This is a genomic window from Sulfitobacter sp. CB2047 (genome assembly GCF_000735125.2).
GTDB lineage: Bacteria > Pseudomonadota > Alphaproteobacteria > Rhodobacterales > Rhodobacteraceae > Sulfitobacter > Sulfitobacter pontiacus.
The window spans coordinates 759,010-783,576 of sequence record NZ_CP072613.1 but is presented as its reverse complement, the minus strand read 5'-3'; the positions used below and the strand labels follow the sequence as shown (position 1 = coordinate 783,576).

Genomic DNA, 24,567 nt, shown 5'->3' with positions numbered 1-24,567 from the left:
CTTCCAGTTAATGGAAGGTCAAGCGGTGATATGGATTTTATTCGATTTCGCTGCAGATTCCGGTGTCTGCCCTAGGCCGGTTAAGACTTTGGAAAGACATCTGCGCGATGGTGAGCGTCAAACGACAAGCGAAGGGTGTGTATCGACGGATGCAGTCAAAAACACTGGTGATCAAGGGAAAGGGCGGATTGGGCAACCGCATCCTGTCTGCGATCTCGGGTCTGGTTTACGCTGATCTCTCCGGCCGCAAGCCCGTGATCGACTGGCGCGACGGCAGCTATGCGCCGCTTGGCGAAAATGCTTATCCGCTGCTATTCCAGTCTCCGATCGGGGACGAAGCTATTGGGGGTGCCACAATGGATGACGGGGCCGATGTTTGCCCCGCGATCTGGGCTGGCAATCTGAACCGCCAGCCCCAAGACATGATCGACACCTATATGCCGCGGTCACATTCAAACCCTTGGGGCTATCGGCGGCTTTGCGTGGATCTCAAGCGGGTGGACCAGTCTCAGGCGGTGGCGATCTATTGGTCTTACCTGCCAAAGCTGGGCCGTATGCGGCACCATCTGCGCCGGGATCCACGCTTTGCCAAACGGGGGGAGCGCGAGGTTTTCGCCGATTATCTTGGCCGCTATTTTACCCCCAACGCACGGGTCCGCCATGCGCTATCGCACATGCGCCCCACGGCAAAACTGCCAAGCATCGGGGTTCATATCAGGTTCACCGATCGAAAAATCCCGCTTGGCCCGGTGTTGAAGACCCTGGAACAGCTAAAAGCCCGCCATCCGACCGCGACTATCTTCCTTGCGACGGACAGTGCCGAGATCGAGGATCGTTTGAAGCGTGCGTTCGACAAGGTCATGACCCATCCCAAACGGCTAGGCCCTGCCGGCGCACGTTTGCATGGGCCGGATACAACATGCAACCCGCTGCAAGAGGCGGAAAATGCCCTGATCGACATGTGGCAATTGTCGCGTTGTGATCACCTGATCTATTCCCGCCGCTCGACCTTCTCTGTCACCTCTGGCTACCTGGGGCGTTTTGCCCCTGCGCGTATCCACGATGTCGAACGGTATTCTCCGACGCTTTGGGCGAAGGAACTGTTGCAACGCTATGCTTGATCATACCCCCGCAACCATGTCTTGCGGGCGGCCCAGACCGCCGCCCAATGCGCCGCCCGCGCCCGTCTTTGCGCATTGCGCGAAGCCACGAACGGCCGCGTGGCCAAATACCGCAGCGCCGACCAAAGCCACATCAGAAAGACCCCAGCCCCCTGTTGCCACGCAGGCCAGTGATCGCGGACCATTGACGCACGCGATGTCATCACCGCGATCGCCTTTGCCTCTGTCACCGTGGTAGAGGCCCCGACATGATGCACGATCTGCGCCTTCGGCGTGATCAGCGGCTGATACCCTAAGTGAATCGCGCGCAGGCAAAGATCGGCATCCTCGCCATACATGAAATATTTCTCCGAAAAGCCGCCCAGTTGATGCCACAAGGAACGGTCGATCAACAGAAAACACCCCACAACGATATCGACAGGGCGCACAGAATCCCGCGGCCAGCGCCCGTAGGCTTCGGGGTTAAACACCGCGCTGCGCGGAAAAGCAGTGCTGAGCCCGATCGCTTTGAACAACAGGCTGGCCACAGTGGGCCGCGCCCAACAAGACGCGATGTTAAGCGACCCGTCAGCAAAAATGGTGCGCCCACCCCATATCCCCGCCTGCGGATTTTCGCGCGCAAAGGCGACGAGTTGATCGACCGCATCTGTATGAAGTTCGGTATCAGGGTTCAGTAACAGTAAATAGTCGGAACAACACTGCTGCGCGACAAGATTATTCGCGCGCGCGAAGCCCAGATTCTGCGCCGAGCGGACCAGCCGGACCTGCGGAAACGCAGCAGCTATCGCGTCAGCCGAACCGTCAGAGGAGGCGTTATCCCAAACAATACACTCAAATTGAGTCAACTGCGTATGTTCATACAGCGTTTCTATCGCCCTAAGCGTCAATTCCCGCGTGTTGTAGCTGACGATCACGACACTAAGGGCAGTCCCGCGATCAACCGTCGCCGGCTTCAGCACCCCGTCGCCCGCAACACGACACCCACGGTTGCCTTTAGTATGCGCAGATCCTCGGACAGTGACAGGGTGCTGAAGTAGTGCGTGTCGAAAACTGCGCGCTCTGAAAACCTTGCTCTGTTCCGGGATGAGACCTGCCAGTTCCCACTGATCCCCGGCCGCAGGCTTTCGTAGTGATCTCCCTGATAAAGCCCCCTTTGAGACACCAACATGGGTCGGGGCCCGACGAGGCTCATCTCTCCTCTCAGCACGTTTACGAACTGGGGCAGTTCATCCAGTGACGTGCACCGCAAGAACCGGCCCACCGTTGTGACACGGGGATCGTGGCGCAGCTTCTGGTTTTGTCGCCATTCATCCCTGGCCTTTGGATTTTGTGCTAAATAGTCTCTTAGCGAGTGTGGATCGTGGGGGTGCATTGTTCGCAGCTTCCACATCTTGAAGACCCGCCCATCTTTACCGACGCGTTCCTGGGTGAAGAACGGAGACTGCCCAGTTGCTGCCACAAGACAGGCAAGAAGGCAGATCACGAGAACCACGATCGGTGCAGATAAAATGCAAAAGACGATGTCAAAGCAGCGCTTGCCATATAGACGATAAAACTCCCGATGCAGATCGCTCCGCTGCAGGGTGTTCCCGCGTGGATAGGCTTGGCGTTTAAAGACATTTGTATGATGCACCGGAAACTCCTTCTTCGGCTCAGGCCCGGGGAAAGGTCGATGCTTCAATGGTTATGGGGACAGGCTTACTACGGGGTTAAGGAAAAACATCCAATTTGAATGACTGTGTAGAAAAGCCGTTCATCATGAGGTGTTCCAAACGCGAAGACGGCGATAAACCCGTTACACTGCATGATGTAATTTACGGTAAATTATGGTTTGCGCCGGCCACTCAGCGCAGGCGCTTGTCACAAAGCCGCGTATATGCCGCCAAGAGATGCGGTTCGGACGAAGACCATGCCAGCGCATTCACGACCCTCTCGCGCCCGGTCTTCCCCATCGCCGCTCTTAATGACGGGTCGTCGATGAGCTGTTTAATGCAATCGGCAAATCGGATCGGATCATTTGAAGCCGCGTAGAGGGAGGCCGTTTCGGCGGTGCGCCGACCTTCGGTCAGGTCGAACTGAACGACCGGTTTGCCCAGCGCCATGTATTCAACCACCTTGTTCATTGATGATATGTCGTTCATCGCATTGCAGGGATCTGGCGCAAGACCAACATCTATCGTGTTCAAAGCGTCCACCAAAGCACGGCCATAAAGTGCGCCGGTGAACGTGAAGTAACCCGTCAGCCCAAGGTCATCGACCTGACGTTTCATGTCAGGCAATGAGGGACCAAAGCCGATAATCAAAAAGTGGATATCGCGCGTGCCCGAGGCCACAAGGTGATGCGCCGCGGAAAGCAACAGATCCATTCCCTCCTGTTGTCCGATCACGCCGACATACCCAAGCAGCGTCTCTCCCTCGCGCCGATACCTCTGCGACCCTGGCCCGGGCGTAAAATCTGTTAGATTCGGAGCGGAGCGCACAACGAATATGTCGTCGTGGCATTTGCCGCCCCGTGTCATCGCGATTTCCCGAAAGCTTTCATTCGGGGATATAACCACCGATGCAGCACGGTAGCTGAGCAATTCACACTTTCGCATGACGTGGTAACCTACGCCTTGTTTATTAAACTTGGCCAAAAAAAGTTCTGGGCAGACATCGTGCTGGTCAAAAACATATAAAACGCCCTTGCGTCGGTACCACATGGCAAGAAGGCAGATCAGATCAGGTGGATTGCACCCGTGGATCGCCTGAAAAGGGCTTTGCCGCCAAATACGCCGCGCAAGCCGAAACCAATGCCAGATTGCGCTAGCATATTCCCTTGCATAGGAAACCGCGCCGCCCCCGGTTTCAGGAGCAGCGGGGTACCGGTAAATATCTACGCCTTCGCGCCGTTCAAATGGCGCAACCCATCCCTGACCCGTGGGCGAAATGATAGAGACCTGGTAGCCCGCGCGGACCAAAGTCGTCGCTTCCAGCCAGACCCGGCGATCGAGCGGCACTGGTAGGTTTTCAACCACGATCAAGATATGACGCACGGGCGGTTCGGGCATAGGTCCTTCAACATCAGAATCAGATTGGCCTCCGTTTTGGCAGCCACGGGTGAACATGAAGTTAATTCCGAAGCGCCGTCGCCCTAAGTTGTCTCCAATAGGAAACATCACCTCTCGGTTCAGCCAATTACCCAGTATTTGCATCAATCTTGCTTGATTTGGGGGCTTGCCGCGCCCTTTCGCCCCGCGTATTCCAGCACGTGGGACACCCTTCCCCAACGAAGGGCGCTTATCTGAAAGGGTAGCTACATGGCTATTACGACACCGACCTCGCGGCCCACGAATCCGCGTTTTTCCTCTGGCCCGTGCGCCAAACCCCCCGTTTATGACCTGACCAAGCTTGCGAGCGCGCCTTTAGGGCGTAGCCACCGCGCGGCACCGGGCAAAGCGAAATTGCTTGAAGCAATTGAAACCACCCGCGAAATTCTGGGCGTGCCTGCTGACTATAAGATCGGCATCGTTCCGGCGTCTGACACTGGCGCTTATGAAATGGCGATGTGGTCGTTGCTGGGCGAACGCCCTGCGGAAATGGTCGCATGGGAATCCTTCGGCGCAGGCTGGGTGACCGACGCCGTGAAACAGCTCAAGATCGAGCACACGGTACATACCGCGGATTATGGTCAAATTGTCGACATGTCGGCGTTGAACTACGACAACGACGTGTGCTTCACTTGGAACGGGACAACCTCTGGCGTGCGCGTCCCAACGGGCGATGTTATCCCTGCCGACCGCAAGGGGCTGACACTATGCGATGCGACATCGGCCGCCTTCGCGATGGATCTGCCATGGGACAAACTGGACGTGACGACATTCAGCTGGCAGAAAGTTCTGGGCGGCGAAGCAGCACACGGCATGCTGATCCTCAGCCCTCGTGCCGTCGAGCGGCTTGAAAACTATACGCCTGCTTGGCCCCTGCCCAAGATCTTCCGCCTGACCAAAGGTGGCAAGCTGATCGACGGGATTTTCAAGGGCGAGACGATCAACACCCCTTCGATGCTTTGCGTTGAAGATTACCTGCTGGCGCTTGATTGGGCGAAATCCGTCGGCGGCCTGCAAGGTCTGATCGCGCGCGCCGATGCGAATACGGCAGCGATCACGGATTTTGTGGACACGCATGACTGGATCGAATTCCTCGCGGTTGATCCGGCGACACGGTCGAACACATCGGTCTGCCTGAAATTCAATGACGACCGGATCACAGACGGCGCAGCCTTCGCAAAAGCTGTCGCGAAACGTCTCGCGGACGAGGATGTCGCATTGGACATCGGCGCCTACCGCGATGCCCCTGCCGGTCTGCGGATCTGGTGCGGCGGCACCGTCGAAACCTCTGACATCCAGGCCATGCTGCCTTGGTTGGAATGGGCTTTCGAAGCCGAGATCAACGCTTAATTTCGGGTTCCCCGCTTGGCGATCACGCCAGGCGGGTGGCTAACCCACGCCCCCCTTCTATTCAAAAAAGGAGCGCCAATCATGGCCCCCAAAGTGCTTATTTCCGACAAACTCTCGGACGCCGCCGTTCAAATCTTCAAAGACCGCGGCATTGACGTCGACTTCCAACCCGATCTTGGCAAAGACAAGGACAAGCTTGCCGCTGTGATCGGCGATTACGACGGGCTTGCCATCCGGTCCGCGACGAAAGTGACCGAAAAGATCCTCGCCAATGCGACCAACCTCAAGGTGATCGCCCGCGCCGGTATCGGCACCGATAACATCGACAAGGATGCGGCCTCGAAAAAGGGTGTCATCGTCATGAACACCCCCTTCGGCAACATGATCACCACTGCAGAACACGCGATTGCGATGATGTTCGCCGTTGCCCGCCAAATCCCCGAGGCATCGGCCTCCACCCATGCCGGCAAATGGGAAAAATCCAAATTCATGGGGGTCGAGCTTACGGGCAAGACCCTTGGTGTCATCGGTGCCGGTAACATCGGCGGCATCGTCTGCGATCGCGCCCGCGGCCTGAAGATGAAAGTCGCTGCCTATGACCCCTTCCTGAGCGAGGAAAAAGCCAAGAAGATGGGCGTCGAGAAAGTCGAGCTGGACGATCTGTTGGCGCGCGCGGATTTCATCACGTTGCACGTGCCTTACACGGATCAAACCGCAAATATCCTGTCCAAGGAAGCCTTGGCGAAAACCAAAAAAGGTGTGCGGATCATCAACTGTGCCCGCGGCGGTCTGGTCGACGAAGAAGCATTGGCCGAAGCGCTGAAATCCGGCCATGTCGCTGGCGCAGCCTTCGACGTGTTCAAGGAAGAGCCCGCGACCGAAAACCCGCTGTTCGGCCTCCCCAACGTCGTCTGCACCCCCCACCTTGGGGCCGCCACGACGGAAGCACAGGAAAACGTGGCACTTCAGGTCGCTGAACAGATGTCCGACTACCTGCTGACCGGTGCCGTCACAAACGCCCTGAACATGCCGTCCGTCACCGCCGAAGAGGCAAAGGTCATGGGCCCGTGGATCACTTTGGCGGGTCACCTTGGGGCCTTCATTGGCCAGATGACGGATGAAGCCGTGAAGGCGATCAACATCCTTTACGACGGTCAGGTGTCCGAGATGAACCTGAACGCGCTGAACTGCGCGGTCGTGGCGGGCATCATGAAACGTGCCAACCCCGACGTGAACATGGTCAGCGCCCCCGTTGTTGCGCGCGAAAAAGGCATCCAGATCAGCACCACCAATCAGGACAAATCCGGTGTCTTCGACGGCTATGTGAAAGTTACCGTTGTCACCGAGAAACGGGAACGGTCGATCGCGGGCACCGTGTTCTCGGATGGCAAACCACGCTTTATCCAGATCAAAGGCATCAACATCGAAGCCGAAGTTGGTGCGCATATGCTTTACACCACCAACAACGACGTGCCCGGCATCATCGGGACGCTGGGTCAGACCCTGGGTGCAAACGACGTGAACATCGCGAACTTCACCCTCGGCCGGTCCACCGCCAAAGGGGAGGCGATTGCCTTGCTCTATATTGACGGCCCACTGCCCGAGAAAGCGCTAAAAGACCTGCGTGATACAGGTCTGTTCAAACAGGTCAAAGAGCTCGAATTCGAAGTCGCCTAAGACCCACAGCGCATCGAAGAAACGCAAAGCGCCCCCATCACCGGGGGCGCTTTTGTTTTGCCTGCTTCCAATTGGCCTAAATCCCGGGGGAGCAGCCAAAGGCTGCGGGGGCAGCGCCCCTACAGGCTCACCCCTACCGCTGCCCCCGACGCATCACGCGCCCGTCCAGTCCAGCACCACTTTGCCAGAGGCCCCCGATTTCATCGTCGCAAACCCCGTCTGAAAGTCGTCGACGTCAAAACGATGGGTGATGATCTCACTCACGTCCAAGCCGTTTTCCAGCATGGCGATCATCTTGTACCACGTCTCGAAAATCTCGCGGCCATAGACCCCTTTGACGGTGATCGCCTTGAACACGATGCGCGACCAATCGACGGGCGATTTGCCCGGCGGGATGCCTAGCATCGCGATCCGCCCGCCCATGGTCATTGCCTCTACCATCTGATCCAGCGCGACCTGATTGCCCGACATCTCCATCCCGACGTCGAAGCCCTGTTTCATCTTCAGCCGCGCGATGACATCGGCAAGGTCTTCGTGACGCACGTCGACGGGGACGACATCGACGACCTTGGCGGCGAGCTCTAGCCGGGCGGGATTCACATCCGTGATCACCACGTGACGTGCGCCGACGTGGCGGGCGACCGCTGCGGCCATGATACCGATGGGGCCTGCGCCGGTGATCAGCACATCTTCCCCCACCAGATCAAAGCTCAGCGCGGTGTGTACCGCATTGCCAAGCGGGTCGAGGATCGCTCCGATATCGTCCGAGATCGTGTCGGGCAGCGGGACGACGTTGAACGCGGGCAGCCGCAGATATTGCGCGAAGGCACCTTGTTCATTCACGCCGATCCCACGCGTGGCGGGATCAAGGTGGAACTTGCCGGACCGCGACTGGCGCGAGGTTTTTCCGATCAGATGCCCCTCACCCGAGCAGCGCTGCCCGATGGCCAGATCCGTGACATTCCGGCCCAGCTCCACAATCTCTCCGGCAAATTCATGGCCGGTGATCAGCGGGACAGGCACGGTATTCTGCGCCCATTCATCCCAGTTCCAGATGTGGATATCCGTGCCACAAATGCCGGTTTTGTTGATCTTGATCAGCACGTCATCCGGCCCGATTTCCGGCACCGGCGCGCGGGTCATCCACAGCCCTTCGCGGGGCTCGGACTTACACAGCGCCTTCATTTCGTTGCTCATGACAGAACCCCACAGGCTTTGCCCGCCACCTTGAAGGCTTCGAGCGCACGGTCGAGCTCATCGCGGGTCAGTGCGGCATTCATCTGGGTGCGGATGCGGGCCTGACCGCGGGGCACAACGGGAAAGAAAAAGCCGCTGACATAGACGCCTTCCTCGAACAGGCGCGCTGCCATATCCTGCGCCAACTGCGCCTCGCCCAGCATCACGGGGATGATCGGATGTTCACCAGGCAGAAGGTCAAAGCCGAGGTTGGTCAGCCCCTCGCGCCAGTATTTCGCGTTCTCGAACAGTTGCTTGCGACGATCATCCCCTTGTTCGACCAGTTCAAGCGCCTTGATCCCGGCCATGACAATCGACGGCGGCAGTGAATTCGAAAAAAGATAGGGCCGCGCGCGTTGGCGCAGCAGGTCGATCACGGGCTGCGGCCCTGCGATATAGCCGCCGATGGCCCCGCCAAGCGCCTTGCCCAAGGTACCTGTCAGGATATCCACATCGACCCCGAAGTGCGCAGGCGTGCCCTCCCCCTTCGGGCCCATAAAGCCTGTCGCGTGGCAGTCGTCGACCATCACCAGCGCTTCGTACTTCTCGGCCAGTTTGGTGATTTCGGGCAGTTTCGCCAGATAGCCGTCCATGCTGAACACGCCGTCGGTCGCGATCATGATAAACCGCGCGCCTTCCTCGCGGGCGAGCTTGAGCTGACCTTCAAGGTCGTCCATGTCCGAGTTGGCATAGCGGTAGCGTTTGGCTTTGCACAGGCGGATGCCGTCGATGATCGAGGCGTGGTTCAGACTGTCCGAGACGATGGCGTCCTCTGGCCCGAACAGAGGCTCGAACAGCCCGCCGTTGGCGTCAAAGCAAGCCGCGAAGAGGATGGAATCATCTTTCCCGAGGAAGGCCGCCAGCTTTTGTTCCAGCTCGCGGTGGATGTCCTGTGTGCCACAGATAAAACGGACAGAGGCCATGCCGAACCCCTTGGGGTCCATCGCATCACGGGCAGCGACGATGAGATCGGGGTGGTCTGCCAGCCCCAGGTAGTTGTTTGCGCAAAGATTAATCATCTGACGCCCGCCCACCGTGATCTCACCGGATTGGGGCGAGGTGATCATGCGCTCTTGCTTCATCATACCGTCCGCGGCGATGCCGGACAGGGTGGCGTTGACGTGATCTAGGTAGGCTTGGGTCATGATAGAACTCCTTTTCTCAGGCAGGTTCTATCATATCGGACGCGGCTCCGAAATAGAGGAAATCCCTTATAGCGGATTTTTTCCTATATCGTGGATATCACCTCGTAAACCAAAACGGTCAGGCGTCCTGTACGACCAGAAAAGCCCGCACAGGACCATCTGTCGCAGCGATCCGGTGCGGGACATCTGCGGGATAACGCGCCGTGTCGCCAGCGTGGACAGTGCCGACGGCATCGCCGCTGCGCAGTTCTACCGTGCCTTGCGATACGGTCAGATGCTCGCGCGCGCCGCGGGTATGGGGCTGGCTGTCCAGCATGCCGCCTGCATCGATCAACAGTTCGTAAACCTCGTGTTTGCCTGCTTCTTCGGGGGGCGACAGGATGCGGATGCGGCAGCCGGAGCCGAGATTGTTGATCGTCGGCACCTCAGCCGCGCGCAAAACCTCGATCTGCGCGGGCGTTGGCGCGCTGTCCAGAAGGCCCGCGAAATCCACCTGTAGCGCACGGGTCAGGTTCCACAGGGTGGCGATGGTGGGGCTGCTTTCACCGCGTTCGATCTGGCTGACCATGGACCGCGACACGCCCGAAAGCTTGGCCACCGCATCAAGGCTCAGGCCCTGAGCGGTGCGCGCGGCCTTCAGGCGGGCGGGAAGTTGCGTCAGTATAGCGTCTGGATTATCCGTCATGCCGGATAGATGGGCCGCAGGGTGCCCCGCTGTCAATGGCAGGCGCTAGCTGAGCGCCTGCAAAATCGCGATAATCCCCGTCGCCGTCCCTGCCCCGACAATCGCGGAAAGGATGATCCACCGTCGGAATGCCGGACGTTGTGGCGGTGTTTCGTCTTGCTGCCGGATCAACGCGTTTTCGACAAGCGCAGGCAGACGCGGGCCAAAACGGGCGAGAACCATAGCGGTCTTGCTCAGATCCTTGATCACGGCACGGGGGCCGATGGACTTAGAGATGTAGTCCGTCACGATCGGGTTCGACACTTCCCAGATGTTGATATGCGGGTTGAGCGAACGGGCGACGCCTTCGACGACGACCATTGTGCGCTGTAGCAAGATCAGCTCTGTCCGTGTTTCCATGCCGAAACGTTCCGTGACCTCGAACAGGTAGGTCAGCAGCCGCGCCATCGAAATGCGGGTCGCGTCCATGCCAAAGATAGGCTCCCCCACGGCGCGCAGGGCGCGGGCGAATTCGTCGACATCCTTGTCGGCAGGCACGTAGCCCGCTTCGAAATGCACCTCTGCCACCCGTTTGTAATCCTTGCGGATAAAGCCGAACAGTATCTCGGCATATACGCGGCGGGTGTATTCATCGATGTGGCCCATAATGCCGAAATCATAGGCGATGATATCCCCGTTCGGCGCGACCTTGAGGTTGCCCTGATGCATATCCGCGTGGAAATACCCGTCGCGCAGCGCGTGATTCAGGAACAGCTGCAACACGCGGTCGCCAAGCGCCACACGGTCATGGCCCGCGGCATCAATCGCGGCGTTGTCGCCCATCGGGACGCCATCTGCCCAGCCCAGGGTCATGACACGGCGGGCAGAATATTCCCATTTGATCGCAGGCAGTTGGAAGCCGGCATCGCCCTTGGTGTTCGCCGCAAACTCCGACGCGGCGGAGGATTCGAGCCGCAGGTCCAGCTCGCCCCGCACCACACCATCGAAATGTTCGATCACCTCCATCGGGCGCAAGCGGCGCGATCCGGGCGAGAAAAGTTCGACCATTCGCGCGGCAAGATAGAAGGCATCGACATCCTTGCGAAAGGCTTTCTCGATCCCCGGACGCAGCACTTTGACAGCGACGTCTTCCTGCGTTTCGGCGATGGTGGCGCGGTGCACCTGCGCGATAGAGGCGGCGGCGACGGGCTCGCTAAAATCAGAGAATATCGCATCGACCGGCAGGCCGAGCTCTTTTTCGACTTCTGCCTTGGCCTGTTCGATGGAAAACGGCGGCAGCTTGTCTTGCAGCACGCGCAGTTGCACGGCCAGCTCGTCGCCTACAACATCGGGGCGGGTAGAGAGCACCTGACCGAACTTGATGTAGGCAGGGCCAAGCGCGGTCAGCGCACGGGTCGCGGGAGGCATGGACGGATCACCGGCATAGCCCAGAAACTTGAACGGCTTGCCAAGCGCCTTGGCGACAAAGCGTAATGCGGGCGTTGCATCAAAGGCGTCCAGCACGACATTCATCGCGCCGGTCCGCTCCAAAGTTGCACCGGTGCGGATCAACCGCCAGATATTATGAGGTCCGCGCATGGGTTAAATCTTCCAACCAGAATGAAGCGCCGCGATCCCCAGCGACAGGTTCCGGTACTTCGCCTGCCCAAAGCCCGCGGTGCGCAGCATGCCAAGGAAGGTTTCCTGATCAGGGAAGTTGCGGATCGATTCCACGAGGTACTGATAGCTATCGCGGTCGTTCGCGATCATCTGCCCCATGCGGGGGATGACGTTAAAGCTATAAAGATCATAGGCTTTCTGCATCATCGGATTGGGCAGCTGGCTGAATTCAAGCACCATGAGACGCCCGCCGGGACGCAGCACGCGGTAGGCTTCATTCAGCGCTTCTTGGGGGCGGGTGACGTTCCGGATGCCAAAGCTGATGGTATAGACGTCAAAGGTATTATCTTCGAATGGCAGCGCCATGGCGTCGCCGACGACCCAATCAAGGCTATCGGCCATCGCTGCGGCCTCTGCCCGTTTGCGCCCTTCGACCAGCATCGGTTCGGTCAGATCCAGCACGGTGGCGTGGCCCGATCCGGCACGGCCCAGAAACTTGAACGACACATCGCCGGTCCCCCCGGCGACATCCAGCAGCTTTTGACCGGCGCGCGGTGCCAGCCAATCCATCATCGCCTCTTTCCAGACGCGGTGGATGCCGACGCTCATCACATCGTTCATGATGTCGTATTTGCTGGCCACAGAGTTAAAGACACCCTGCACGCGCCCGGCCTTGTCGCTTTCGGCTACGGTTTCAAATCCGAAATGAGTGGTTTTGTCGCTGTCGTTTGTCATGGGGTCTTGTAGTCCTTTGATCTGCACCTTTGTTATAGGGCGCGAGGGGGCAGGTACAATGCGCCCCTTTTGTCACAGGGGAAACAACCATGCCTGAGTTGCCAGAGGTCGAAACAGTGCGTCGCGGTCTATCCCCCGTGATGGAGGGTGAGGTGATCGCCCGCGCCGAGGTAAATCGCCCCGATCTGCGCTGGCCTTTCCCCCCAGATATGGCGGCACGGCTGACAGGACAACGGGTGACCCAGCTGCGGCGGCGGTCAAAGTATATCCTCGCCGATCTGTCGTCGGGGGAATCGCTGCTGGTGCATCTGGGGATGTCGGGGCGGATGCTGATCTCGGGCGATCCATTGGGGCAGTTCGTGCATGACCACCCTGCCCCCGAAAAACACGATCATGTGGTGTTTCATATGGGCAACGGTGCGCGGGTGACCTTTAACGACCCGCGCCGCTTTGGCGCGATGGACTTGTTGGACACTGCAAGCGCTGACAGCCACAAGCTGCTGTCATCGATCGGGCCGGAGCCGTTGGGCAATGACTTCCACGAGGACCATCTGATTGCCGCGCTCAAGGGAAAGAATACCCCGATCAAGACCGCGCTGCTGGACCAGCGGATCGTGGCGGGGCTGGGAAATATCTATGTCTGCGAAACCCTTTACCGTGCGGGCATCCACCCCGCGCGCAAGGCGGGGCGGATCGCGGCGAAACGGGTGGGCGGCTTGGTCCCGATCATCCGCGATGTGCTGAACGAAGCGATCACCGCAGGCGGGTCCACCTTACGCGATTTCAAACGCGCGGACGGTGAATTGGGCTATTTCCAGCACAGCTTTGACGTGTACGGCCGCGAGGCAGAACCCTGCCGCAGTGAAGGCTGCACCCATCAGATTGCACGAATCGTCCAGTCGGGGCGGTCTTCCTTCTACTGCCCGCAATGCCAAAGATAACTTGAAACACCCCACCCCCGTGGTATGCACATCTTTCAAAGCGTAACAAACGAGAGCATTCTTGATGGCTTATGAAACGATCACGGTCGACGTCGACAACCACATCGCGCTTGTCACGCTGAACCGTCCCGATGCGATGAACGCACTGAATGACCAGCTGATGACCGAGCTGGCCGATGCGTTGAAATCGGCTCAGGAAAACGAAAAAGTCCGCTGCATCGTGATCACCGGCTCGGAAAAGGCTTTTGCCGCCGGTGCCGATATCGCCATGATGCGCGACAAAAGCTTCGTCGATGTCTTTGCCGGTGACCTCTTCACCCCCGAGACAGACCAGATCATGCGCGTGCGCAAACCCATCATTGCTGCTGTGTCGGGATATGCCCTTGGCGGCGGCTGCGAACTGGCGATGATGTGTGACTTTATCATCTGTTCCGAAAGCGCCAAATTCGGGCAGCCTGAAATTAACCTTGGCGTTGTCGCAGGTATTGGCGGCACGCAGCGCCTGACCCGCGCCATCGGCAAATCCAAAGCGATGGACATGAACCTGACCGGCCGCTTCATGGATGCCGCCGAGGCAGAGCGTGCGGGCCTTGTATCGCGCGTCGTCCCCGTCAAGAAACTGATGGAAGAAGCCATGGCCGCCGCCGCCAAGATCGCCGAGAAATCGATGATCTCGACCATGGTGGTAAAGGAAGCCGTGAACCGGTCGTTCGAAGTGCCCCTGCGCGAGGGCCTGCTGTTTGAGCGTCGTATTTTCCATTCGCTGTTCGCGACGGAAGACCAGAAAGAAGGCATGTCCGCCTTCCTTGAAAAGCGCGAAGCGCAGTTCCGGGACAAGTAAATGGCTTTGCGGGTTTGCATTGCGTGTCGGGTTGGACTATAGGCAGCCCTAATACATGCGCGTGCAGCCCGCTCTGGCTAGAATCACCTTATCGGATATCGGTTCCGGTCGTTGGGTTTGTGTCGCGTATTTGCAATTTGAACATACCCAAGATGAAGGCTGATCCTCATGGCAAACACACCTCAGGCTAAAAAACGCGCCCGCCAGAACGAAGCACGTTTCCAAATCAACAAAGCACGTCGTTCGCGCATCCGTACCTTCCTGCGCAAAGTCGAAGAAGCCATCGCATCCGGCGACAAAGAAGCAGCAACTGCCGCTCTGCGCGCCGCTCAGCCCGAGCTGATGCGCGGTGTGACAAAAGGCGTTTTCCACAAGAACACAGCGTCGCGCAAAATGTCGCGTCTGGCGTCGCGGGTTAAAGCACTGGGCTAAGCCCAGTTGACCTAACGTCATCTTTTGCAACTTAAAAGCACCGCTTCGGCGGTGCTTTTTTTGTTTCTGTAGCACTCGCATCACGGGAATGAGATTCTTTTGCACCAATCTCTGAGTCAAGTTTGAAGATGTGTTGTATCAGTCCGACCGAGATTGCTAACACTATCAAACGCGATTCACTTCGCTTGGGGGGACAGGCCCGAACGGTTCGAGATATTTGCTAGAATATCGAACATCCGCCGGGGAAATTTGGATGGTCTTGCTAGGGGCCACCTGACGTCTGCAGATGCTGCTGCCAGCACATTTGCCCTGTCTTTTTAAAAACGACGAACGGTGTGTTCGGCAGCGACGTTTGGCGATTTGCTTCGCCAACGCACGCGTCAGGCATGCCTTATGTAAAAATGTCCGAAGGACGGCGGGCCGGTTCTCTGTGTGGGACCGGGTAAACGGTCTGTTGTCTTTTGACTGGGTAAAATAGCGTTTCAGTATGTGCTGAAGCGATCAAAGAATGGGACGGCAGGGCGCATGATGCAGGCAGAATGGACGACAATTCGGGACCGGCTTTTAAAGACGGTTGGACAGAACAACTTTACTACCTGGATTGACCCGCTGACTGTTGGCCCCATCGAAGACGGCATTTGCACGTTGTTCGTACCGACCAATTTCTTTGGCAACTATGTCAGCCAGAACTTCGCCGATCTGCTGCTGCATGAAATGCAGTCCGAAGACATCAGCATCAGCCGTCTGAAATTCGCGGTCGCCCCACAGGACAAGCCCGCCGCCATTGATCCTGCCCCAGCCCGCCCCAAGCCCGCCGCCGCAGCCCAGCCTGCGAACAGCCAGATCAACGCCGCCCCGCTTGACGCCCGCTTTAGCTTTGACAACTTTGTTGTCGGCAAACCCAACGAACTGGCCCACGCCGCCGCACGTCGCGTTGCCGAAGGTGGCCCCGTCACCTTCAACCCGTTGTTTCTTTATGGTGGTGTCGGCTTGGGCAAAACCCACTTGATGCACGCCATTGCGCAAGAGCTTCAGGTTCGCAAACCCGAACTGAACGTGCTGTATCTGTCGGCTGAACAATTCATGTATCGCTTCGTGCAGGCGCTGCGTGATCGCAAGATGATGGACTTCAAGGAAATCTTCCGCTCGGTCGACGTGCTGATGGTGGACGATGTTCAGTTCATCGCGGGCAAGGACAGCACGCAGGAAGAATTCTTTCACACGTTCAACGCCCTCGTGGATCAGAACAAACAGATCATCATTTCCGCAGACCGCGCCCCGGGCGAGATCAAGGATCTTGAGGATCGCGTAAAATCGCGCCTGCAATGCGGTCTGGTTGTTGACCTGCATCCGACCGACTACGAACTGCGTCTTGGCATTCTGCAAAACAAGGTGGAAGCGCAGCGCAAGAACTACCCCGGTCTTGAGGTCGAAGCTGGCGTGCTCGAGTTTCTGGCGCATCGCATCACCACCAACGTCCGTGTGCTGGAAGGCGCGTTGACCCGTCTGTTCGCCTTTGCATCGCTTGTCGGCCGCGAGATCAACATGGACCTGACGCAGGATTGTCTGGCCGACGTACTGCGTGCCTCTGAACGCAAAGTCAGCGTCGAAGAGATCCAGCGCAAAGTGTCCGAGCATTACAACATCCGCCTCAGCGATATGGTCGGCCCCAAGCGTCTGCGCAGCTATGCCCGCCCGCGTCAGGTCGCCATGTATCTGTGCAAGAAAATGACCAGCCGTTCGTTGCCCGAAATTGGCCGCCGGTTTGGCGGGCGCGACCACACGACCGTGATGCACGGCGTGAAACGCATCGAAGAGCTTAAACAGAACGACGGTCAGATCGCCGAAGATCTGGAACTGCTGCGCCGCTCTCTCGAGGCTTAAGAGCACCAGCTTGCACAGAAGACACGCGAAGGCCTTGACGGGCCTTCGTTTCGTGCTGAAAAGTCAACAAAACTCTTGTGAATACATTGGTATCGGGTAGTTTGCCCTCCCGGACTGCCGGAATGGAGATGGCATATGAAATTCAGCATTGAACGCGCCGCGCTGCTTAAGGCCGTATCACAGGCCCAATCCGTGGTAGAGCGCCGCAATACCATCCCAATCCTCGCCAACGTGCTGATCGAGGCCGAAGGCTCTGACGCGTCGTTCCGCGCGACCGATCTGGATATCGAAGTGGTCGACAAGGCCGCGGCGCAGGTCGAACGTGCCGGTGCGACCACGGTTTCCGCGACCACATTGCATGAGATCGTGCGCAAGCTGCCTGATGGCGCGCTGATCAGCCTGACCGCCGACAGCGCCGCGGGGCGTCTGACCGTCGAAGCAGGCCGCTCCAACTTCTCGCTCGCGACACTGCCGCGCGAAGATTTCCCCGTCATGGCGACTTCTGAATACCAGTCGAACTTCAAGGCCCCTGCCCCCGTGCTGCGCCGTCTGTTCGACAAATCCAAATTCGCCATCTCGACCGAAGAAACACGGTACTATCTGAACGGCGTCTACATGCATATTTCGGACAGCGAAGGCAGCAAGGTGCTGCGCTGCGTTGCCACCGATGGCCATCGTCTGGCCCGCATCGACGCGCCTATGCCCGAGGGCGCCGCCGAAATGCCCGGCGTGATCGTGCCGCGCAAAACCGTGGGCGAGCTGCGCAAGCTGCTGGACGACGACGATATGGAAATCGCCGTTTCCGTGTCCGAAACCAAAATCCGCTTTGCTACACCGGACATCACTCTGACCTCCAAGGTCATCGACGGGACGTTCCCCGACTACACCCGCGTGATCCCGCAGGGCAACACCCGCAAGATGGAAGTCGACGCCAGCGATTTCGCCCGCGCCGTGGACCGTGTTGCGACCGTAAGCTCCGAACGGTCCCGCGCCGTCAAGCTGCAACTGGACGAAGATCGTCTGGTGCTGTCCGTCAACGCGCCTGACAGCGGTGCCGCCGAGGAAGAACTGGTCGTCGCCTATGCCGACGAACGGCTGGAGATCGGGTTTAACGCGAAATACCTGCTTGAGATCGCAAGCCAGGTGGATCGTGAAAACGCCGTGTTCCTGTTCAACTCCTCCGGTGATCCGACGTTGATGCGCGAAGGCAATGACATGTCTGCGGTCTATGTCGTCATGCCGATGCGTGTGTGACGCTGACAGGCTACGTCGAACATCTTAACGCATTCATACCAATCGTATGAGCGGTCTTTACCTCTCCCGGCTGACGCTGTCGCATTTTCGCTCGCATAAACGTGCGGTGATCGATTGCGACGCGCGGCCTGTGTCTATTTTCGGGCCCAATGGCGCGGGAAAGACCAATATTCTGGAAGCCGTGTCTTTGTTGTCCCCCGGCCGCGGCCTGCGCCGGTCAAGCGCGTCGGATATGACGCGCCGGCCAGAGGCGCTTGGCTGGAAGATCACCGCACATCTGCACAGTCTGGGCCAGATCCACGAGGTCGAGATCTGGTCAGAGGCGGGTGCCGCGCGGCAGGTGCGGATTGACGGCAAGGCGACGGCGCAGACCGGATTAGGGCGCATTGCGCGGGTGCTCTGGCTGATCCCGTCGATGGACCGTCTGTGGATCGAAGGCGCCGAAGGTCGCCGCCGTTTCCTTGACCGTATGACGCTCAGCTTTCTGCCTGACCATGCAGATCAGTCGCTTGCCTATGAAAAGGCCATGCGCGAACGCAACCGCCTGCTGAAAGACATGGTGCGCGAACCGTCGTGGTATGTCGCGCTGGAACAGCAAATGGCCGAGGCCGGAAGCGCGATCCACGCCAACCGTGTGGCCGCCTTGCAAGCCATCACCGAGGCGCAGGCGCAGGCCGAGACCGCCTTTCCCACCGCGACGCTTGATCTGATCTGCGACATGCCCACCACCGCCGAGGGGCTGCGTCAGGCGCTCGCCGATAACCGGATGCGGGATCTTTCAGCGGGGCGGACCCTGATCGGGCCGCATCGCGCCGATCTTGAAGGGGTCTATGCCGCCAAGGACGTGCCCGCACGTGATTGTTCAACCGGAGAGCAGAAGGCCCTGCTGGTGTCGCTGATCCTTGCGAACGCCCGCGCATTGGCCGCGGATTTCGGCGCGCCGCCCCTGCTGTTGCTGGACGAGGTCGCCGCCCATTTAGACGCCAACCGTCGCGCCGCGCTCTATGACGAACTGTCCGCCCTTGGTGCCCAAGCCTGGATGACCGGCACCGGAGAAGAGCTGTTCGACACGCTCGGCCCCCGCGCACAACGGCTTGAGGTGACAGAGACCCTCGGCCTTTCAACTGCAAGGATGCTTCCATGACCATCGCCCTGCCCGATCTGCTGCTGTACTGCGGCGCGCTCGTGATCCTGTTTCTGACCCCGGGTCCTGTATGGCTTGCCATCATGGCACGCGCGCTGTCGGGCGGGTTTGGCGCGGCTTGGCCGCTCGCCCTTGGGGTGGCGATCGGAGATATGCTCTGGCCGCTGGTGGCGGTGCTTGGCATCAGCTGGATCCTGTCGGTGTTTGATATGTTCATGCTGGGCATGCGCTGGATCGCCTGTGCCGTGTTCCTGATCATGGGCGTGTTGCTGATCCGCCATGCCGACGCCAAGATCGACCGTGACAACCGTCTGACCCGCCCCGGCGCGTGGGCCGGTTTCGGTGCCGGGTTGCTGGCCATTCTGGGCAACCCCAAGGCCGTTCTGTTCTATATCGGTGTGCTGCCGGGCTTCTTTGATCTGCGCCATGTCACCGCCTTGGACGTGGGCGCGATCATCGCCGCATCCGTCGCGATCCCGCTGTTCGGGAACCTTGCGATCGCCGCTTTAGTGGGCAAATTGCGCGGCCTGATGACCGACCCGGCGACCCTGAAACGCATCAACATCGTGGCCGGTGCGCTGCTGATCTGCGTAGGTTTGCTCATCCCCTTCGTCTAACGCAAAATCTTGTGTCAGGCGCGTGACAATCGTGGCGGAAAACACTATAAATTGGGTAACAAAAGAAGGTTTCCCAATATGTCCGACACCGATCAGCTCCCCGAGGAATATGGCGCAGATTCCATTAAGGTTCTCAAAGGCTTAGAAGCGGTTCGCAAACGTCCGGGCATGTATATCGGTGACACCGATGACGGGTCGGGTCTGCACCACATGGTCTATGAGGTCGTGGACAACGGTATTGACGAGGCGCTGGCCGGTCATGCGGATGCGGTGAACGTCACAATTCACGACGACAGCTCTGTTTCGGTCAGTGACAACGGGCGCGGCATTCCCGTCGGCATCCACCAGGAAGAAGGCGTTTCCGCCGCCGAGGTCATCATGACCCAGTTGCACGCGGGTGGTAAGTTCGACAGCAACTCGTACAAGGTATCCGGCGGTCTCCACGGCGTGGGCGTTTCGGTTGTGAACGCGCTGTCCGATTGGCTGGAACTGCGCATCTGGCGCGAAGGCAAGGAACACGTCGCGCGCTTTGAAGGCGGTTTCACCACCAAACACCTAGAGGTCGTGGGCCCCACCGAACGCACCGGCACCGAAGTCCGGTTCATGGCCTCGACCGAGACGTTTTCGAACCTCGACTATAGCTTCGAGACGCTGGAAAAACGTCTGCGCGAACTGGCGTTCCTGAACTCCGGCGTGCGCATCATCCTGACTGATGAACGCCCTGCCGAACCTCTGCGGACCGAGCTTTTCTATGAAGGCGGCGTGAAGGAATTCGTGAAATACCTCGACCGGTCGAAAACCTCTGTCATGCCCGAACCGATTTTCATCGCGGGCGAGAAAGACGATATCGGCGTCGAAGTCGCGATGTGGTGGAACGACAGCTACCATGAAAACGTGCTGCCCTTTACCAACAACATCCCGCAGCGTGACGGCGGCACCCACACCGCGGGCTTCCGTGGGGCGCTGACGCGGACGATCAACAACTACGCGCAATCCTCGGGTATCGCGAAGAAGGAAAAAGTATCCTTCACCGGGGATGACGCCCGCGAAGGCCTGACCTGCGTGCTGTCGGTCAAGGTGCCCGACCCCAAGTTCAGCTCGCAGACCAAGGACAAACTTGTCAGCTCTGAAGTGCGCCCCGCCGTCGAAGGCTTGGTGAACGAAAAGCTGGCCGAATGGTTTGAAGAAAACCCGCAGATTGCCAAGATCGTCGTCGGCAAGATCATCGAAGCCGCCCACGCCCGCGAAGCAGCGCGCAAGGCCCGCGACCTGACCCGCCGCAAGACCGCGATGGATGTGAACTTCCTTGCGGGCAAGCTCAAGGATTGCTCTGAAAAAGACCCGTCCAAAACCGAAGTCTTTCTGGTGGAGGGTGACTCCGCCGGTGGCTCTGCGCAAACGGGCCGTGACCGCCAGACACAGGCGATCTTGCCACTGAAAGGTAAGATCCTGAACGTCGAACGCGCCCGGTTTGACCGGATGCTGGGCAGTCAGGAAATCGGTAACCTTGTTATGGCGCTCGGCACCGGGATTGGCCGCGATGAATTCAACATCGATAAACTGCGCTACCACAAGATCGTCATCATGACCGATGCGGACGTTGACGGCGCGCACATCCGTACGCTGCTGCTCACGTTCTTCTACCGTCAAATGCCGCAGCTGATCGAGAACGGCCACCTCTATATTGCGCAGCCGCCCTTGTACAAAGTGTCGCGTGGCAAGTCCGAGGTCTACCTCAAGGATCAGGCCGCGATGGAGGACTACCTGATCCAGCAAGGCATTGAAGGCGCTATGCTAAAGCAGGGCAATGGCGAGGAAATCACCGGTCAGGATCTGGCCCGCGTCGTCGATCTGGCCCGCCAGATGCGTCGTGTTCTCGAAGCTTTCCCGACCCATTATCCCCGCCATATTCTGGAACAGGCCGCCATCGCCGGTGCCTTTGTGCCGGGCGCGGTCGATGCTGATCTGCAAGGCGTGGCCGACAAGGTCGCAGAGCGTCTGAACCTGATCGCATTGGAATGGGAACGTGGCTGGCAAGGCCGCATCACCCAAGACCACGGCGTCCGCCTCGCCCGCATCCTGCGCGGCGTGGAAGAGGTGCGCACCCTCGACGGCCGTATGCTGCGGTCGGGCGAGGCCAAACGCTCGGGCGGGTTCACAGAGCATCTGCAAGACGTCTACGGCACGCCCGCCAAACTGGTGCGCAAAGACCGTAGCCAGCTGATCCACGGCCCCATGGACCTGCTTGAAGCGATCCTTGCCGAAGGTGAAAAAGGCCTGTCCCTGCAACGCTACAAAGGTCTGGGCGAAATGAACCCCGACCAGCTGTGGGAAACTACGCTCGACCCCGACGCCCGCACCCTGTTGCAGGTTAAGGTCGCGGATATGGCCGAAGCAGACGACCTGTTCACCAAGCTGATGGGCGACGTCGTAGAACCCCGCCGCGAATTCATCCAGCAAAACGCGCTGAGCGTCGAGAACCTGGATTTTTAAGCGTTTTGTAGGGAAGCAGGTAAAATTGCGTGGCGCGCATAAGTTTGCGCGTCGCGGATGCAGCCAAGCATTCTGATATCCTGTTAATTCAACAACTTATTTGATTCACTCAAATACGGAGGGCCTATAGGATCGCGCCAAGCTTGCCGCCTCCCCTTTCAGATCCGAGTGAATATTCTAATTAGCCTTCAATCACTCCATGGCCATTGCCCATGACATTGGACTGGACCCTTACCCCCACCCCAATCAGCTCCGCGTTTTATGTTTACAACTGCATTCACTTAGGACAGGCGGCCGCTTACGGCCCTAAACTGCCACTCGTTGGGCTGATCAGTGCTAGGCTGTTGCTTCCTCAAACCAGCCATCGGTGGCATCGTGCAGCATAATTTTGCAGGATGAGGTCAGCAGTGCGGGCAAACGTTGCATTGCAAGACGGTTACTATGGCCCTTGGCAGAGCTTAGCTGCAAGCCACCTGCACGAACTGAACCAATAGCCATGTGACATGCGAAGGTCGAGCCTTACGCTCGGCCAGCAGCATCCGCACGTTGAGTGCTTCGGTCGCTTACCTAAAACCTTAAACACACAAAAGCAGGAAAAGTTGCTCCACCGATATTGATAATGAATACTCATTACTTTAATTGACCGTGGCCTGCGGTGAGGATGATAAATGCCAAGACTAAGCAAATCAGAGACCAGAGAAAAACTCCGCGACGCTTTGGTCGCCGAAGTTGTGGAAAACGGGATTTCCTCGTTAAATGTAGCAGGCATCGTTGCGCGGGCAAAGGTCTCGGCAGGCACGATCTACGTCCATTTTGAAAACAAGGATGACATGCTCCGGAAGGTGTACATGGAGCTTAAGGCAGACTTCCACCACACCGTCACCAAACACCAGGTCGAGACCGACAGCGCGCAACTTGTTCGAAATATGTGGTTTGCGATGTTCGACTTTGTGCGTACCCGCCCGCAGGACTTCCTGTTTCTCGATTATGTGAGTGCTGCAAAGATACTCTCACCAGAGCAACAAGCCATCACAGACAAATATGCCGCTGATATTGCGGCACTCCTAAAACGCGGGGTGGATGACGGCACTTTGGCCGATCTTGATACCAGTCTGCTTTCACTTTTGTTGGTCGCTCCCGCCATGCAGCTCGCACGCAGTGCCGTCCTTTCAGGTCAGAAAATCCCCGAAACACTGATCGAACAGACCCTTGAGCGGGTCTGGCTTTCGATCGCAAAATAGCAATCAAAAGGATCAAACCATGCCGAAAGTTATACTCATCACAGGCACATCCACTGGCCTTGGCGTGGCCACTGCCGTTCAGGCTGCACAGGCCGGACACACCGTGTATGCCACCATGCGCAACACACAAAAACGCGGCACTCTTGATGCGGCTGCACAGGTTGCGGGGGTATCGCTGAACGTGCTGCAACTCGACGTGCAGGATACGGGCTCTGTTAACGCAGCAGTCGATACTGTTATTACCGAACAGGGCCGCATTGACGTGCTGATCAACAACGCTGGCATGGGGTATGTGCGCAGCCTTGAGCAGGCCGAAGAATCTGATATCCAAAAAATCCTCGACATCAACTACACAGGCGTCACGCGCTGCATCAAGGCGGTCATGCCACACATGCGCAAAGCCCGCGCCGGCCATGTGATTAACATCAGTTCTGTCGGTGGCTTGGTTGGTCAGCCGTTCAACGAAATCTACTGCGGTGCGAAATTTGCTGTCGAAGGCCTGACGGAAGCAATGGCCAGCTACATCACCCCAGCGTTCGGCATCCACTTCACCGCCGTTGAGCCAGGCGGCATAGCTTCTGAGTTCGCCAATACGGTGTTGGAGCAAGTCGAACAGACGGGTGGCATGTTGGAGGACGAATACCTGCCGATCCTTCAAAAATATATTGCAGGTTCTCAAAACCGCCAAGAGACGGGCATTTACCAGACCGCGGATGAGGTCGCTGCGATTGTCATGAAGGTAATGGGTTCAGAACATCCTCCTGTCCGTACGCGGACTTCTGAATGGTCCGAAGACTTCAGTAAACTCAAGACTGGCCTTGATCCGGATGGATTAAAGCAACAATCTTTGGTCGCCGAACAGTTCCTGAAATAGTCTAGGCGTTCGGGGCCTCTGCCTTTTTCTGTTTCATAATCAAATCAAACGTCGCTATGAAATTTGGCGACGTTTGCGACGCATATTTGCCTTTTCTACGCTTCGCAGAACCGGCCCAAGTCGGCCTTCTCCGGACATCGGTGCCACCTTACCTTGCCCCAACGCGGCTTCACCGAACCGGTCATTCGTCAAATGGTGCAGAGCATTTG

At 58.3% G+C, this 24,567-nt stretch carries 21 protein-coding genes; 13 read left to right on the top strand and 8 right to left on the bottom strand.

The genetic code is table 11. The features are described from left to right. Positions 1–149: 149 nt before the first annotated feature. Positions 150–1,121 carry a NodZ family protein gene (locus tag IV89_RS03670; protein ID WP_037941152.1) on the top strand — a complete coding sequence of 324 codons (972 nt, stop codon included), beginning with the start codon at positions 150–152 and terminating at the stop codon, positions 1,119–1,121. On the opposite strand, the gene IV89_RS03665 is transcribed toward IV89_RS03670, so the two are convergent. The 3 genes from IV89_RS03665 to IV89_RS03655 all read right to left on the bottom strand — a co-directional run bounded on the left by IV89_RS03665 (position 1,112) and on the right by IV89_RS03655 (position 4,315). Next, the gene (locus IV89_RS03665; protein WP_037941149.1) at positions 1,112–2,080 is read right to left on the bottom strand and encodes a glycosyltransferase family 2 protein; all 969 of its coding nucleotides are present in this window, start codon (positions 2,078–2,080) and stop codon (positions 1,112–1,114) included. The genes IV89_RS03670 and IV89_RS03665 overlap by 10 nt on opposite strands. Next, complete coding sequence (locus tag IV89_RS03660; RefSeq protein WP_037941146.1) at positions 2,074–2,754, bottom strand: sugar transferase; 681 nt, start codon at positions 2,752–2,754, stop codon at positions 2,074–2,076. The genes IV89_RS03665 and IV89_RS03660 overlap by 7 nt, the downstream gene beginning before the upstream one ends. A 211-nt stretch (positions 2,755–2,965) precedes the next feature. Continuing rightward, positions 2,966–4,315, bottom strand: a complete 1,350-nt coding sequence (locus IV89_RS03655) for a glycosyltransferase family 4 protein (RefSeq protein WP_235183664.1) — start codon at positions 4,313–4,315, stop codon at positions 2,966–2,968. A 105-nt stretch (positions 4,316–4,420) separates the two neighbouring features. Between IV89_RS03655 and IV89_RS03650 the strand changes: the two genes are divergently transcribed. Both IV89_RS03650 and serA read left to right on the top strand, forming a co-directional pair. After that, positions 4,421–5,560: a phosphoserine transaminase gene (locus IV89_RS03650; protein WP_009825416.1), complete on the top strand. Its 1,140-nt coding sequence runs from the start codon at positions 4,421–4,423 to the stop codon at positions 5,558–5,560. A gap of 81 nt (positions 5,561–5,641) precedes the next feature. Then, the gene (gene serA, locus IV89_RS03645) at positions 5,642–7,237 is read left to right on the top strand and encodes a phosphoglycerate dehydrogenase (protein ID WP_009825417.1); all 1,596 of its coding nucleotides are present in this window, start codon (positions 5,642–5,644) and stop codon (positions 7,235–7,237) included. 153 nt (positions 7,238–7,390) lie between these two features. On the opposite strand, the gene tdh is transcribed toward serA, so the two are convergent. From tdh to ubiE, 5 genes are all read right to left on the bottom strand, one after another. Continuing rightward, on the bottom strand, positions 7,391–8,434 hold the full coding sequence (tdh, locus tag IV89_RS03640; RefSeq protein ID WP_037941140.1) for an L-threonine 3-dehydrogenase: 1,044 nt from the start codon (positions 8,432–8,434) through the stop codon (positions 7,391–7,393). Continuing rightward, positions 8,431–9,618 carry a glycine C-acetyltransferase gene (locus IV89_RS03635; protein ID WP_037941137.1) on the bottom strand — a complete coding sequence of 396 codons (1,188 nt, stop codon included), beginning with the start codon at positions 9,616–9,618 and terminating at the stop codon, positions 8,431–8,433. Before IV89_RS03635 ends, tdh begins: the two co-directional genes overlap by 4 nt. A 118-nt stretch (positions 9,619–9,736) precedes the next feature. Then, positions 9,737–10,303, bottom strand: a complete 567-nt coding sequence (locus tag IV89_RS03630) for an XRE family transcriptional regulator (protein ID WP_009825419.1) — start codon at positions 10,301–10,303, stop codon at positions 9,737–9,739. A gap of 45 nt (positions 10,304–10,348) precedes the next feature. Then, positions 10,349–11,881: a 2-polyprenylphenol 6-hydroxylase gene (gene ubiB, locus IV89_RS03625; RefSeq protein WP_037941134.1), complete on the bottom strand. Its 1,533-nt coding sequence runs from the start codon at positions 11,879–11,881 to the stop codon at positions 10,349–10,351. Positions 11,882–11,884: 3 nt separating this feature from the next. Next, positions 11,885–12,637, bottom strand: coding sequence for a bifunctional demethylmenaquinone methyltransferase/2-methoxy-6-polyprenyl-1,4-benzoquinol methylase UbiE (gene ubiE / locus IV89_RS03620; RefSeq protein ID WP_005850121.1), 753 nt, complete (start codon positions 12,635–12,637; stop codon positions 11,885–11,887). An 89-nt stretch (positions 12,638–12,726) separates the two neighbouring features. On the opposite strand from ubiE, the gene mutM reads away from it, so the two are divergent. The 10 genes from mutM (at position 12,727) to IV89_RS03570 (ending at position 24,358) form a co-directional block, all read left to right on the top strand. Beyond that, on the top strand, positions 12,727–13,578 hold the full coding sequence (gene mutM, locus IV89_RS03615; protein ID WP_037941132.1) for a bifunctional DNA-formamidopyrimidine glycosylase/DNA-(apurinic or apyrimidinic site) lyase: 852 nt from the start codon (positions 12,727–12,729) through the stop codon (positions 13,576–13,578). Between the two features lie 64 nt (positions 13,579–13,642). Further along, positions 13,643–14,419 carry an enoyl-CoA hydratase gene (locus tag IV89_RS03610; protein WP_005850125.1) on the top strand — a complete coding sequence of 259 codons (777 nt, stop codon included), beginning with the start codon at positions 13,643–13,645 and terminating at the stop codon, positions 14,417–14,419. 168 nt (positions 14,420–14,587) lie between these two features. Further along, complete coding sequence (gene rpsT / locus IV89_RS03605; protein WP_005850127.1) at positions 14,588–14,851, top strand: 30S ribosomal protein S20; 264 nt, start codon at positions 14,588–14,590, stop codon at positions 14,849–14,851. 525 nt (positions 14,852–15,376) lie between these two features. Further along, positions 15,377–16,735: a chromosomal replication initiator protein DnaA gene (gene dnaA / locus IV89_RS03600; RefSeq protein ID WP_005850129.1), complete on the top strand. Its 1,359-nt coding sequence runs from the start codon at positions 15,377–15,379 to the stop codon at positions 16,733–16,735. A gap of 135 nt (positions 16,736–16,870) precedes the next feature. After that, on the top strand, positions 16,871–17,989 hold the full coding sequence (gene dnaN / locus IV89_RS03595) for a DNA polymerase III subunit beta (RefSeq protein ID WP_005850131.1): 1,119 nt from the start codon (positions 16,871–16,873) through the stop codon (positions 17,987–17,989). Positions 17,990–18,035: 46 nt separating this feature from the next. Beyond that, positions 18,036–19,133: a DNA replication/repair protein RecF gene (recF, locus tag IV89_RS03590; RefSeq protein ID WP_037941130.1), complete on the top strand. Its 1,098-nt coding sequence runs from the start codon at positions 18,036–18,038 to the stop codon at positions 19,131–19,133. Beyond that, positions 19,130–19,750 (top strand): LysE family translocator, encoded by a 621-nt coding sequence (locus IV89_RS03585; protein WP_005850134.1) that lies wholly within the window; start codon positions 19,130–19,132, stop codon positions 19,748–19,750. Before recF ends, IV89_RS03585 begins: the two co-directional genes overlap by 4 nt. Positions 19,751–19,828: 78 nt before the next feature. After that, the gene (gyrB, locus tag IV89_RS03580; RefSeq protein WP_037941128.1) at positions 19,829–22,243 is read left to right on the top strand and encodes a DNA topoisomerase (ATP-hydrolyzing) subunit B; all 2,415 of its coding nucleotides are present in this window, start codon (positions 19,829–19,831) and stop codon (positions 22,241–22,243) included. 668 nt (positions 22,244–22,911) lie between these two features. After that, complete coding sequence (locus IV89_RS03575; protein ID WP_235183663.1) at positions 22,912–23,484, top strand: TetR/AcrR family transcriptional regulator; 573 nt, start codon at positions 22,912–22,914, stop codon at positions 23,482–23,484. Between the two features lie 19 nt (positions 23,485–23,503). Next, positions 23,504–24,358: an SDR family oxidoreductase gene (locus tag IV89_RS03570; protein WP_037941126.1), complete on the top strand. Its 855-nt coding sequence runs from the start codon at positions 23,504–23,506 to the stop codon at positions 24,356–24,358. Positions 24,359–24,567: the final 209 nt, after the last annotated feature.